11 protein-coding genes are annotated in these 13,913 nt (G+C 35.9%); 8 read left to right on the top strand and 3 right to left on the bottom strand.

Features of this window, described 5'->3' with window-relative positions:
- Positions 1-176: 176 nt before the first annotated feature.
- Together OEV82_RS02195 and OEV82_RS02190 are read right to left on the bottom strand one after the other, a co-directional pair.
- Positions 177-1,775, bottom strand: a complete 1,599-nt coding sequence (locus OEV82_RS02195; RefSeq protein WP_173658247.1) for a xylulokinase — start codon at positions 1,773-1,775, stop codon at positions 177-179.
- A gap of 30 nt (positions 1,776-1,805) precedes the next feature.
- Positions 1,806-3,194, bottom strand: coding sequence for a sugar porter family MFS transporter (locus OEV82_RS02190; protein ID WP_263060852.1), 1,389 nt, complete (start codon positions 3,192-3,194; stop codon positions 1,806-1,808).
- 548 nt (positions 3,195-3,742) lie between these two features.
- Between OEV82_RS02190 and OEV82_RS02185 the strand changes: the two genes are divergently transcribed.
- The 5 genes from OEV82_RS02185 (at position 3,743) to OEV82_RS02165 (ending at position 8,735) form a co-directional block, all read left to right on the top strand.
- Positions 3,743-4,441, top strand: a complete 699-nt coding sequence (locus OEV82_RS02185; protein WP_263060851.1) for an L-ribulose-5-phosphate 4-epimerase — start codon at positions 3,743-3,745, stop codon at positions 4,439-4,441.
- 26 nt (positions 4,442-4,467) lie between these two features.
- The gene (gene araA / locus OEV82_RS02180; protein WP_263060850.1) at positions 4,468-5,892 is read left to right on the top strand and encodes an L-arabinose isomerase; all 1,425 of its coding nucleotides are present in this window, start codon (positions 4,468-4,470) and stop codon (positions 5,890-5,892) included.
- A gap of 362 nt (positions 5,893-6,254) precedes the next feature.
- On the top strand, positions 6,255-7,280 hold the full coding sequence (locus OEV82_RS02175) for a dihydroxyacetone kinase subunit DhaK (protein WP_317634293.1): 1,026 nt from the start codon (positions 6,255-6,257) through the stop codon (positions 7,278-7,280).
- A complete protein-coding gene (gene dhaL, locus OEV82_RS02170; protein WP_263060849.1) occupies positions 7,280-7,945 on the top strand; it encodes a dihydroxyacetone kinase subunit DhaL in 666 nt (221 codons plus the stop codon). Before OEV82_RS02175 ends, dhaL begins: the two co-directional genes overlap by 1 nt.
- Positions 7,938-8,735: a triose-phosphate isomerase gene (locus OEV82_RS02165; protein WP_173658343.1), complete on the top strand. Its 798-nt coding sequence runs from the start codon at positions 7,938-7,940 to the stop codon at positions 8,733-8,735. Before dhaL ends, OEV82_RS02165 begins: the two co-directional genes overlap by 8 nt.
- A gap of 191 nt (positions 8,736-8,926) precedes the next feature.
- Here the strand turns inward: OEV82_RS02165 and OEV82_RS02160 are convergent, their stop codons facing one another.
- Positions 8,927-9,697, bottom strand: coding sequence for a DeoR/GlpR family DNA-binding transcription regulator (locus OEV82_RS02160; protein WP_263060848.1), 771 nt, complete (start codon positions 9,695-9,697; stop codon positions 8,927-8,929).
- A 348-nt stretch (positions 9,698-10,045) separates the two neighbouring features.
- Between OEV82_RS02160 and rpiB the strand changes: the two genes are divergently transcribed.
- The 3 genes from rpiB (at position 10,046) to tkt (ending at position 13,553) form a co-directional block, all read left to right on the top strand.
- Positions 10,046-10,534, top strand: a complete 489-nt coding sequence (rpiB, locus tag OEV82_RS02155) for a ribose 5-phosphate isomerase B (RefSeq protein WP_173658736.1) — start codon at positions 10,046-10,048, stop codon at positions 10,532-10,534.
- A gap of 135 nt (positions 10,535-10,669) precedes the next feature.
- A complete protein-coding gene (gene fsa / locus OEV82_RS02150) occupies positions 10,670-11,320 on the top strand; it encodes a fructose-6-phosphate aldolase (protein WP_263060847.1) in 651 nt (216 codons plus the stop codon).
- 229 nt (positions 11,321-11,549) lie between these two features.
- Entirely contained in the window at positions 11,550-13,553 is a 2,004-nt protein-coding gene (gene tkt, locus OEV82_RS02145; RefSeq protein WP_263060846.1) for a transketolase, read from the top strand.
- Positions 13,554-13,913: the final 360 nt, after the last annotated feature.

Below are 13,913 nucleotides of genomic sequence, written 5' to 3'. Positions count from 1 at the left end.
AAAAGTGCTATTTATACGGATAGATTATATCATACGGGAATCTATTAAACAAAAAAATAAGAGAGTACATCGATTTGGAATGGTACGAAGAAGGAAAAAATGCTGTCACTATAAGAAGAGTGTAGTGACAGCAACGGATTCTTAACAATGATTATGTTTAACAGATTTATTTTTTATCAAAGGCACTTAATAGCGGTTTCTTCGATTGGTAGACCATCTTGATACTTTTCTATAAACTGTTCGTATCCAGCAACACCTTCAGGTTCTGGACTTAGTGTGATACTTTCAAGATTAGTGAATACTTCTGTATCCAAAAAGTCTTCCAGACATGGATATTTTTTGGCGTATTTCGCATATACCGCTAATACAGCCATTCCCCAGGCTCCACCTTCACCTGCGGTACTCATGACGGTGATCGGTATATTTAATGCATTAGCAAGTACTTGTTGACCGATAACAGGTGTTTTAAATAATCCACCTTGTGCGATTAAGACATCCATATTGATTTTTTCTTCATGTTTTAAAATATCCATTCCGATTTTCAGTGGTGCAAAAGCAGCGTATAACTGGGTTAGCACAAAATTTGCTAATGTAAACCTGCTATTTGGCTCCCTAACAAAAAGTGGACGACCAGCAGGCATCTTGGTAATATTTTCGCCTGATAAGTAGCTGTAATTAACTAGTCCTCCTGCATCAGGATCAGCTTTCGTAGAAGCGAATAATAATGTTTCAAACAAGCGATCAGCTTTTAAATCAATACCGAGACGTTCAGCAAATTCTTTAAAAATTTGAGCCCAAGCATTAATATCGGATGAACAATTGTTAATGTGTACCATTGCGACCGGACTTCCCGTAGGTGTTGTGACGATATCGATGTCACGATAAACTTTATTCAGTGGTTTATCAAGTACGATCATTGAAAATGCAGATGTACCGACCGAAACATTCCCTTTTCGTTCCCGAATACTATTGGTACAAACCATACCAGTGCCTGCATCGCCTTCAGGAGGAGCCATTAAACTACCACTTTGTAGATGCCCATTTTTATCTAGTAATCTAGCTCCATCCTCTGTCAAAGTACCTGCATGTTCACCTGCTTTTAAAACTTTTGGTAAGATATCTTTTATTTTCCATTGGTATTGGGTTACATTTTCAAGAGTTTCAAATTTTTCTAAAAAATCATTTCGATAATCACCTGTAGTTTCATCAATTGGAAATACACCAGAAGCATCTCCGATTCCTAATACCTTTTCTCCAGATAACTTCCAATGAACATAGCCCGCTAATGTAGTGATATAACGGATATCGTTTACATGTGGCTCATTATTTAAAATAGCCTGATACAAGTGGGCAATACTCCAACGTTCAGGAATATTAAAATTAAAAAGTTTTGTTAACTTATTTGCAGCTTGTTCTGTTATATTATTTCGCCAAGTTCGGAAAGGCGTTAGTAAACTTCCATTCTCTGAAAAAGCTAAATATCCGTGCATCATCGCACTTACACCGATCGAACTAATTTTTAAAATCGTACAGTGAAATTTCGCTTTTACATCGGCGGCAATTTGAGTATAACAGTGTTGTATGCCCTTCCAAACTTCATCGAGTGAATAGGTCCAAATTCCGTTTTCAAATTTATTCTCCCAAACATAGCTACCAGAAGCTATTGTTTTAAAGTCGTCAGTGATTAAAACCGCCTTTATTCGTGTTGATCCTAATTCGATTCCTAGAGAGATATTTCCCTGTTGGATTGCCTTAGAAGTTTCTACTAGATTCATACTCTACACACCTAACCTTATCGATTATATTTATATTTTTAGTGTATGGTTTTCTACGTTTTTCATCTCTCCGATTTTTTCGATTTCCTCCAATGTACGTCCACGAGTTTCAGGGACGCATGTCCGTACAAATAACACTCCAAGTAAACAAATCGCACCGAAAATGGCAAATACAGCTTCTTGAGCCATAGTAGCAGTCATGATTGGGAAAAGGAGCCCAACTAAGAAAGAGCCGATCCAGTTAAGGGATGAAGCTAATCCTGATGCACGACCACGAATCATTAATGGGAATATTTCTCCTACAATCACCCATGTTAAAGGTGCCCATGTGAAGGAATAAAATGCGACATAAATACTTAAAAATACGACGATGATCATGGGATGTGCGTTTGGAATGATTACATTTAATATTGCCGGGAAGATAAAGGAAAGTCCCATAATCGTTCCACCTAAAGTTAATAAAGTACGACGATTGAATTTATCAGCTACTACTAAGAATACTAATGATCCTAAAACAAGAATAATCCCTTGAATAATCGGCCATAAAAGAGCTGAACTTGCTGCTTTTCCTGTTGCTGTTTCTACAATTAATGGAATGTAATAAAATATGGCGTTAGCGCCTTGGAATTGTTGGAAAGCGGCTACACCAACACCTGCAATAACTAAATAACGGTATTTACTATTAAGTAGTGTTCCCCATGATGCCTTTTTATTTTGTTCTTCTCTTATCGTATCTTGTATTTGTTTCATTTCCGCATCAATTTCATGTTTAGGACGAATATAGCTTAAGACTTTACGTGCTTCATCTAATTTATTGTTTTTCACTAAGAAACGAGGTGATTCAGGTAATTTCAACACACCAATAAATAAAATGACGGCTGGTAGAGCTGCGATCGTAAGCATGGAACGCCAAGCCCATGTTGTTGGTAAACCACTTAGTAAAAAATCAACTACATATGAAAGCAGCATACCAGAAACAATCATCGTTTGATTAATTCCTGATAAACGTCCACGCAGATGTGCTGGAGCCATTTCTGACATGTAAGCTGGAACTAGTGCAGAGGCTGCCCCAACAGCAAATCCTAATAAAATTCTAGCTAGGATGAGGGAAACGCTTCCATTAAAAGGTACAATACCGGATAAAATAGATCCAACGACAAAAATGATAGCTGAAATTAAAATCATCTTCCGCCGACCTAATCGGTCTGACAGTTGTCCGGCCATTGCACCACCAAAAATGGCACCAAACATAACGGAGGAAGTGATCCAACCGATAGTACTAGCATCTTGAAGATTCCAATCTTCTTTTAGAAATGGTAATGCACCAGTCATAACGCCAATATCATAGCCAAAAAGAATACCACCAAAGGCCCCAAAGAAATATATAAATCTACTAGATATTTTCTTTTCATTTACCATTAAAATCCCTCCTTAATTGTCTTTCTGATCATGTGTGTATTGAACTTTCGTTTGTTTGATTATGATGTCGACATCAATAGATTTTAGAAAAGCGCTTTCAATTTCTTAATCATATGCTAGCATAGTCATCAGTATAAATCAATAAATAAAAATATTATCAGTACAAATTTTCAACCGGACCTATAATCCTTTATTTATTTTGTTATTTTTGTTTTGTGGGGTCGAGAGGTTTTTGTGATTCAGCCTATTTTTTGTATACAAATTTTACTTTTTTGGTTGTTTTTTGTTAATTTTGTACGTATTAAAATTACAAATCTTGACTTATACGTATAATTAATATACGATTTTATTGTAAGCGTTTTAAAAATAGTTTTTGAATAAAACGAATGTACTTGTCTGTCGTTATAAGCAACATCGAGTTATGTTTCAAGAATTAAAGTCCATTCTAATAGAAAGGAGATGAATTTTTTTATATTACTTTAGTACACTAGAAAAATTAAATTCACGTAGACAAGTAGATTATAAAATTTCAAAAGGGGTGATTCATGATGTTAGAAGAGTTAAAAAAAGAAGTCTATGAAGCAAACATGTTGTTACCTAAATATAATTTGGTCACCTTTACTTGGGGGAATGTAAGCGGGATAGATCGTGAAAAAAACCTAGTTGTGATTAAGCCAAGTGGTGTCGAGTATGAAGAGTTGTCACCAGAAAAAATGGTCGTCGTTGATTTAGATGGAAACGTCGTAGAGGGTGATTTAAAACCATCAAGTGATACAGCAACCCATTGTGTGCTATATAAACATTTTTCTAACATTAACGGGATTGTTCATACACATTCTCCTTGGGCTGTAGTGTTTGCTCAAGCTGGACTTGAAATTCCTGCAGCAGGTACAACACATGCTGATACATTTTATGGTCCTGTTCCAGTAACAAGAGCGATGAAGGAAGAGGAAGTTGTCACGGATTATGAAAAACAAACCGGTGATGTCATCGTTGAAACTTTTACAGAAAGAAGTCTAGATCCAGATCAAATTCCAGCAGTATTAGTTAATGACCACGGTCCATTTACATGGGGCAAATCGCCTCTTGATGCCGTACATCATGCAGTCGTTTTAGAAGAAGTCGCAAAGATGACATATCATACGATACAACTAAATCCACACCGTATTGACATGGATCAATACCTTTTAGACAAACACTTTTTAAGAAAACATGGGAAAAACGCCTATTACGGTCAAACAAAATAGATTATTTTCCATTGGAGGTTATGCGTATGTTAAAAACAAGAAATTATGAATTTTGGTTTGTTGTTGGGAGTCAACATTTGTATGGACCCGAGGCATTAGAAGAAGTTGAAAAAAACACTATTAAAATTATTGATGAATTAAATGAAAGTGGTAAGCTACCATATAAAGTTGTTTTTAAAACAGTTGCAACAACAGCTGATAGTATTACTCAAGTCATGAAAGATGTTAACTATAACGACCATGTAGCAGGTGTCATTACGTGGATGCATACTTTTTCTCCTGCTAAAAACTGGATTAGAGGTACAAAACTACTGCAAAAACCATTGCTTCATTTAGCTACACAGTTTCTTGACCATATCCCTTGGAAAACAATTGATATGGACTACATGAATCTACATCAAAGTGCCCATGGAGATCGTGAATATGGCTATATTAATGCAAGATTAGACAAAAGAAATAAGGTTGTCGTAGGGTATTGGAAAGATAAAAATGTACAAAAACAAATTGCAGATTGGATGAATGTTGCCGTAGCGTATAATGAGAGTTTCAATATTAAAGTTGCAAGATTCGGAGATAACATGAGAAATGTAGCCGTTACAGAAGGTGATAAAATTGAAGCTCAGATTAAGTTTGGGTGGACAGTTGATTATTATGGTATCGGCGATCTTGTAGCTGAAATGAAAGATGTGACAGAACAAGAGATTAATGAAATTTATGATGAATGCCAAGAAAAATATGAATTTGTGATTGGAGACAATGATCCTAAATATTTTGAAGAACATGTTAAAGAACAAATCCGTATCGAGATTGCTTTACGGAAATTTCTTGAAAGAGGCGGATATACAGCCTTTACTACGAACTTTGAAGATTTATGGGGAATGAAACAGCTACCAGGTATGGCCGTACAAAGATTAAACGCGGAAGGGTATGGTTTCGCTGGTGAAGGAGATTGGAAAACAGCAGCTCTTGATCGTTTATTAAAAATTATGGCTCATAATGAGAAAACGGGATTTATGGAAGATTATACGTACAACTTAGTGAAAGGAAATGAAGAAATTCTAGGTGCACATATGCTTGAAGTCGATCCAACATTAGCCAGCACAAAGATTAAAGTAGAAGTTCATCCTTTGGGCATTGGTGATCGAGAGGCACCGGCACGCCTTGTATTTGATGGTTCTGAAGGTGAAGGCATTAACGTAACGGTATCTGACTTTGGTGATCAATTTAAAATGATCATGTATGAAGTCGAAGGTAAGACACCGGTTGAAGAAGCGCCAAATCTTCCAGTAGCTCGTCAAATTTGGACACCGAAAGTTGGCTTTTATGAAGGTGTTCGTCGCTGGATTGAATATGGTGGAGGTCACCACACAGTTTTCTCTCTTAAAGTGACACCAGAACAAATCGAGGATTTTGCTAACATGGTTGGAGTTGAGTTAGTAAATATTAAATAAAAGAATTGATTGATTATTAAAATTTATGGGCTGACCGATTGAATTTGACCTTCGGTTTGGCCCTTTTGCTATTTTTACGGATAAAACCGTCCCTTTTTGAAGAAAGAAGTTGGCGTGATAACATTGCAACATACACATGTCAAAAGAGCGAACTGGGAAACTTTAAGTTTTCTCAATTCGCTCTTTTTTAAGGACTTATTGGACACCTCCATCGAACAACATTTAATTTTATATTCAAAGATTCATTAAAGTTCAATATTGATATAATAGTGAAAATTGACACACTATTTATTAAAAGTTATAATAAATGAAAATAAACAAAATTAAACAAAAATAAAATGGTTGAAGATTGGAGTGCTCTTATGATTAAAAAATTTATTAATAAGCCAGAAAATGTTGTATCTGAAGCAATAGAAGGATTTATGGTCGCCAATAAAGATAAACTAATTAAAATTGAAAATGTAAACGGAATCATTCGAAAAAATTTGAAAGATAAAGTGGCAATTGTTACCGGAGGTGGAAGTGGTCATGAGCCATTATTCCTTGGCTTTGTAGGAGAAGGTCTAGCTGATGGTGTTGCAATAGGTAATGTATTTGCTGCTCCAACACCAAATACGATTCATGAAGTTGCAAAAGCGGTCGATCAAGGAAAAGGCGTTCTTTTTGTTTATGGTAACTATGCAGGTGACGTATTAAACTTTGATATGGCTGCGGAATTACTAGAATTCGAAGATATACAAACGAAAACAGTGAAAGTGGCTGATGATGTTGCTTCTGCACCGGAAGAAAGGAAAGAAGATCGTAGAGGGATTGCAGGTGATGTGTTTGTCTTAAAAATCGCTGGAGCGGCATCAGAAAAAGGTTGGGACTTAGAAAAAGTAGCGAATGTTACTCAAAAGGCAGCAGACCGTACGTATTCGATCGGTGTTGCCAGTTCTCCAGGATCAATCCCTGGTGCGACAGAACTTCCATATGAACTTGGTGATGACGAAATCGAATTAGGCATGGGTATTCATGGTGAACCAGGTATGAAACGAACAAAAATGATGCCCGCTGATCAGTTAACGGATGAACTTTTAAATACGTTAGTCATGGAAAGTAAATTACAAGCTGGTGATGAAGTGGCCGTTTATGTAAACGGTTTAGGTTCTACAACTCTATTAGAATTGTTTATTATTAATCGCCGTGTTCACCAAGTTTTAACGGAAAAAGGGATTCATGTTTATGATATGGATATAAACAGTTATTGCACAACACAAGAAATGGGCGGCTTTTCAATTTCTTTATTTAAATTAGATGATGAATTAAAAGAATTATATGATGCACCTGCCAAAGCTCCATATTATGTAAAAAACCATTCAATCGATACAAAGGAGGCGAAAGTTTAATGGCGATTAGAGCGATGAATTCTTTAACACCGAATCAAGTTCGAGATATGTTTTTATATGTTGGTCAAAAAGTAGTTGAAAATAAGCCTTTTTTAACGAAAATTGATAGCGCGATCGGTGATGGAGATCATGGCATTGGCATGTCGGTTGGATTTACAAAAGCAGAGGAGAACTTAAAAGGAAAAGAGTTTTCAAATGTAAATGATGTATTCAAAACAGTTGGTATGTCAATGATTTCATCTATGGGTGGTGCATCGGGTGTAATTTTCGGCACGATGTTTGTTGGCGGTGTAAAAAAGTTAGAGGTGAAGGAAACTTTAGACTTACAACTGCTTGCAGAGATCTTTGAGGGGGCTTTAGAAGCTATAAAGCAACGTGGAAAAGCTGAAGTTAGAGATAAAACGATGGTTGATGCTTTACAGCCTGCTGTTTACGCTTTAAAAGAAAGTGTTGAAAAGAATTTTAGTTTAGTAGAAGGTTTGAGAAAAGCTGAGGAAGGAGCTCACCAAGGCGTTGAAAATACCAAAAATTATGTGGCAAAATTTGGTCGGGCTAAATCATTAGGTGAACGTTCCCTTGGACATCAAGATGCAGGAGCAACAACAGTATGGATCATTTTTAAATCGATGCGTGAATGGGTTGAAGAAGGTTTACAAGATGACTAAAGTATGGATAGGAACAAATTGGAAAATGACAAAAACGATATCTGAGGGACTGGCATATACAAGAGAATTGAAGAAACTTGCAGAATCAATTACTCCGAATATAGAGCTGTTTATTATCCCATCCTTTACGTCTTTATTACCTATTCGAGAAGAGTTGTCAGGTTCACGTATAAAATTAGGTGCGCAAAATATGCATTGGGAAGATAGAGGGGCCTATACTGGTGAAATTTCACCCAGGATGCTTGATGAAATTGGTATAGACCTTATTGAATTAGGTCATTCTGAACGTCGACAATATTATAATGAAAATGATGTCGATATTAATAAAAAAGTCCATGCCGCCTTAAAGTATGGTATGAGACCACTTGTTTGTATTGGTGAGAGTATTGATCAGAAAAATAACGGTATTTCGAAAGAAGTTTTAGCTGCCCAACTTAAAGTATGTTTAAAAAATGTAACAACTGAACAAGCTCAGCACGTGTTAATTGCATATGAACCCGTATGGGCAATTGGTGAACGAGGAATCCCTGCTGAAGCTGATTATGTTGGAGAAATCCATTCTTTTTTACGCAAAAACTTGGTTGATTTGTATGGAGAAAAAGTGGGGCAAGAAATCCCATTATTATATGGCGGAAGTGTAAGGCTAGATAACTTTCTTAATTATATTCAGCAAACGAATGTTAATGGTTTATTTGTCGGACGTACAGCTTGGAATATGGAAACTTTTTCAGTTTTATTAAATGAACTCGATCGGAAATTAAAGCATGAAATTGGTGGTTTTAAGTGTTGATGTTATTTTAGCGGTCATTATCGACCGCTATTTTAATTATAAATGAATTAGGGGGAGGTTTTTAATTAAACTCAAATTGTTATTATATAGTATAGAATTATTTTTTTGCAATAAAACAATGTCTTTCTATCTATAATAAAGGGGTTTCATAATGGCAAAAATTTCATATACTTACGTGTTTAAAAGGTGGATTATAAAACTTTTATACCTCTAGTATCTAATTCTGTACGAATCTCTGGAGTTAATTCATGATCGACAACAAGCGTATCGATTTCTTCAGTCGTTGCAAAGGATGCAATTGAACTTGTACCAATTTTTGTATTATCTAATAACGCAACGATTTTATTTGACTTTTCTACCATTTTTCTTTTTAACTCAACTTCATATACATTAAAGTCAGTTAGACCTTCTTCAATGGTAAATCCACTTGCAGATGTAAACATTTTATCAATATTGATTTGATTGAGGATACTACTACCTAATAGTCCTTCAATTCCCATTGAACCCATTCGAATAATGCCACCAATCAAAATAACATTGATTGCTGGATTTTCTTTTAATTCAATGGCTTGTGACAACCCATTTGTAACGACTGTAATTTGTTTATTTGATTCTGCAAGTAAACGAGCCAGTTCGAGTGTAGTTGTACTTGCATCAAGTAGAATACAATCTTTATGATCAACTAGGTTGATTGCTTTTTTTGCGATTGTAATTTTTGACTTTCGATTTTTCTTTTCACGTTCCGAAAAACTCTTTTTAGGTGGCAATTGTTCTTCGTTTAAAATGGCTCCACCATGTGTTCTAGTTAGTAGACCTTCATCTTCTAATATATTTAAATCCGTTCGTAATGTTGCTTCGGAAACGTTAACATCATTTGCTAAGTCTTTAACTGTAACTCTTTTTTTATCACGTAAAATGTCTAATATTAATTGTCTTCTTTCAGTAGCAAATAGTTTTTTCATACAACATCTCCCCCCTTTACAAAAAATTCTCAATGAAAATAAAAAAAAGGAAAAACAAAAAATAATAATTATACCTATATTAGTTTAATAAATAATACGAAAATAAGCAAGTTGAAAAAACAAGCAGTCAATAAGACTAGTTATATTTTTAACTCCATATATGAGTTTTAAACATTATTGCACAATGAAAGTTAACGCTGCGGGATTTACGGAAAATCAATATAAATATTTTTTGTTTTTTATCGAATTGAAAACAAACGATTGTAATCACTTGAAAAAGAAAGGTGGTTGTTATATCATTTCAAATAGAAGTAAAAAAATTCAAAAAATGAAAGGGGATACATGAAGTTGAAGATTGGAGTTGGAAGTGATCATAATGGGTTTGAATTAAAAGAAACGGTAAAAAAATATATGGAAGAATTGGGCCATGAAGTTGTCGACTATGGTTGTTATTCGAAGGACGCGATTGATTATCCAGATGTTGCTTTTCAAGTAGCAGAAGGTGTAAGTAAGGGTGAAGTGGAACGTGGAGTTCTTGTTTGTGGAACAGGAATTGGTGTATGTATTGCTGCTAACAAATATCCTGGTATTCGTGCTGCAATGGCCCATGATGTATATTCTGCAGAACGTGCACAATTAAGTAATAATGCACAAATTATTACAATGGGAGCTCAGATTATCGGTTCAGAAGTGGCGAAAAAAGTTGTAAAAACATATTTAAGTGTAAGTTGGCAAGGAGGATCCCAACGTAAAGTTGATAAGATTGTAGAAAAAGAACAACAATTTTTAACTACAGATGGGAAGTCCATTATTGATGGTTCAATAAATTGTAATTAGTACATGACCTTCATAAAAGTTTATAATAAATTTTTTACAATTGATCATTATTAATGGAAAAGACAAAAATTTACGGTATACTGAAACTGAGCATTTCTTCACAAATTTATTGCTCACTGTAGGAGGTCTTAGAAGATGAAGTTTTTTCTAGATACAGCGAATATTGAAGAAATTAAAAGGGTTAACCGTCTTGGCTTAGTTGATGGTGTAACGACAAACCCAACGATTATTGCGCGAGAAGGCAGAGACTTTGAAGAAGTCATTAAAGAGATTTGTAGTATCGTAGAAGGCCCGGTAAGTGCTGAAGTGATTGGCACGACTACGGAGGAAATGGTTAAAGAAGCTCGTGAACTTGCAAAATGGGCAGACAATGTTGTTGTTAAAATTCCGATGACAGAAGCTGGCCTAGAAGCTGTAAACATTCTTTCTAAAGAAGGCATTAAAACAAATGTAACATTGATTTTTACTGTGGCACAAGGTTTAATGGCTGCGAAAGCGGGTGCTACATATATTAGCCCATTCGTTGGCCGTTTAGATGATATTGGTACGAATGGAATGGATTTAATCCATGGTTTGAAAACGGTTTTAGATAACTACGGATATGAAACGGAAATTATTACAGCAAGTGTACGTAGTCTTGCTCACGTTGAAGAGGCGGCAATTGCTGGAGCAGATATTGCGACAATTCCAGGTTCACTATTCCCTAAACTATGGAGTCATCCATTAACAGACAAAGGTATTGCTCAATTTTTAGAAGACTGGAAATCTGTTCCGAAAAAAGATTAATTCGTTTTTATAATCAAGGAACAAGTACATAACGTGTTTCCATGTACTTGTTCCTTAATCGATTAAGATCCTAATTTTTTTACATACTATATTAAGAGATGTTCGCTCTATGAAATATTTTTTTATAAAATAGAATGCGGAAGCTTTTCTTTTTTCGTATAATCGATAGGTACTTCCATAACTTAATAGCAAGTTGGAACAATAGTTGAAAAAGACAGGAGTGGAGTAAATGGTAAAATCAGTTGAACAATTATCTGTAAATGCCATTCGTACATTATCCATTGATATGATTGAAAAAGCGAACTCCGGTCACCCTGGGTTACCGATGGGTGCGGCACCAATGGCATATGTACTTTGGACCGATTTTATGAAACATAATCCGAAACATTCAAAATGGTTTGATCGTGACCGTTTTGTTTTGTCTGCTGGTCATGGTTCAGCGCTTTTATATAGTTTGCTACATTTATCAGGTTATGATGTAACGATTGACGATTTGAAAAACTTCCGTCAATATGGCTCAAGAACGCCAGGACACCCTGAAGTAACGGATACTGACGGTGTGGAAGCAACAACGGGACCACTTGGTCAAGGAATTTCCATGGCTTTAGGGATGGCAATGGCTGAGCGTTTCCTAGCCGCTAAGTATAATAAAGACGGTTTCCCTGTTGTTGACCATTATACATACGCCCTTGTTGGTGACGGGGACTTAATGGAAGGAATTTCCCATGAAACAGCTTCATTAGCTGGTCATTTAAAATTAGGTAAGTTAATTGTGTTATATGATTCTAATGATATTTCTCTTGACGGTGACTTAGATCGTGCTTACTCTGATCAAACAATGAAACGTTTCGAATCTTACGGTTGGCAAGTGCTTCGTGTTGAAGATGGAAATGATTTAGATGCGATTCGTGCTGCGATTAAGGAAGCGAAAGCGAATACGGAGCAACCAACATTAATTGAAGTGAAAACGGTCATTGGTTACGGTTCACCAAATAAATCTGGTAAATCTGATGTGCACGGTGCACCGTTAGGTAAAGATGAAATTAAATTAACGAAAGAATACTATGGTTGGGATTATCCAGACTTTGAAGTGCCAAGTGAAGTTTATGATGACTTCAAAGCGAAAATTGTTGAACCAGGCCAAAAAGTTGAAAAAGAGTGGACCGAACTTTTTGCAGCATATAAAGAAAAATACCCTCAAGAAGCAGCTGAATTTGAAACAGTAATGAAAGGCGAACTTCCTGAAGGATGGGATAAAGACTTACCTGTATTTAAAGCAGAAGAAGATAAACTTGCAACGCGAGCATCTTCTGGTAAGGTGTTAAATGCGATTGCGAAAACAGTACCTAATTTAATTGGTGGAAGTGCCGATCTATTCAGTTCAAATAAAAACTATGTTAACGATGCAGGCGATTTTGGTCCGGATAACTATGCTGGCCGTAATATTTGGTTCGGTGTTCGTGAATTTGCGATGGGTGCAGCGTTAAACGGAATGGCTCTACACGGTGGTGTGAAAGTTCAAGGTGGAACATTCTTTGTATTTAGTGATTACTTAAAACCAGCTATTCGTTTATCTGCATTGATGAAAGCACCAGTAACTTACGTGTTTACACATGATTCTATTGCCGTAGGTGAAGATGGTCCGACCCACGAACCAATTGAACAATTAGCTGGATTACGTGCGCTTCCAAATCTTTCTGTCATCCGTCCAGCTGATGCAAACGAAGTGCAAGCAGCATGGCGTTTAGCTGTAGAAAGTAAAGAAACACCGACAGCTCTTGTATTAACTCGTCAAAAAGTACCAACCTTGCCTGGAACAGCAGAAAATGCTTATGAAGGTGTAAAACGTGGTGCTTATGTTGTAAGTAAAGGTGAAAAAGAAAAACCAGATGCGTTGTTAATTGCAACTGGATCTGAGGTTTCGTTAGCTATTGAGGCTCAAGCGGTATTAAAAGAAAAAGGTATCGATGTAAATGTCATCAGCATGCCTTCATGGGATCGTTTTGAGGCACAAGATGAAGCTTATAAAGAAAGTGTCTTACCTTCTGGTGTTAAAGCACGCCTAGCGATTGAGATGGCATCTTCTTTAGGTTGGGAAAAATATGTTGGCGATCAAGGTGATGTGCTTGCAATTGATAAATTTGGTGCTTCTGGAAACGGTGATGTCCTCGTGAAGGAATATGGATTCACTGTTGAAAATGTGGTAAGTCGTGTGGAAGCATTAGTCAAATAATTCATGTACAAGTTTGGATTTGTCATTATTGGGATCGGTCATGGACCGGTCTCTTTTTTTATGTCAATTTTTTTCGATATTGTGGCAGCCGTTTTAAGTGGATTTTATTTATAATTGTAATGGAAAATATTTTTTTACATTTTATTTTTGAAAAACATGAAAAATACATATAAATTCGGTTGAATGTTGTGAAGAAATAGTTCAAATTGATATAAAAGTAGAGAAATCGCCGTTTTTACACTTAGAGAGCCTGTGTATTGTGCGATTTTTATAAAAAAGTGTGCGATTCGCCGGAAAGTTGTGCGAAAACCTTGATAAAATGTGCGAAAATCGTATTTTGTGTGCGAATTTCGAAAAAAA

This window comes from Pallidibacillus thermolactis (assembly GCF_025660415.1).
Taxonomy (GTDB): domain Bacteria; phylum Bacillota; class Bacilli; order Bacillales; family Caldibacillaceae; genus Pallidibacillus; species Pallidibacillus thermolactis.
Note: the sequence above shows the minus strand (reverse complement) of the source record. Positions and strands in the feature narration are given on the sequence as shown.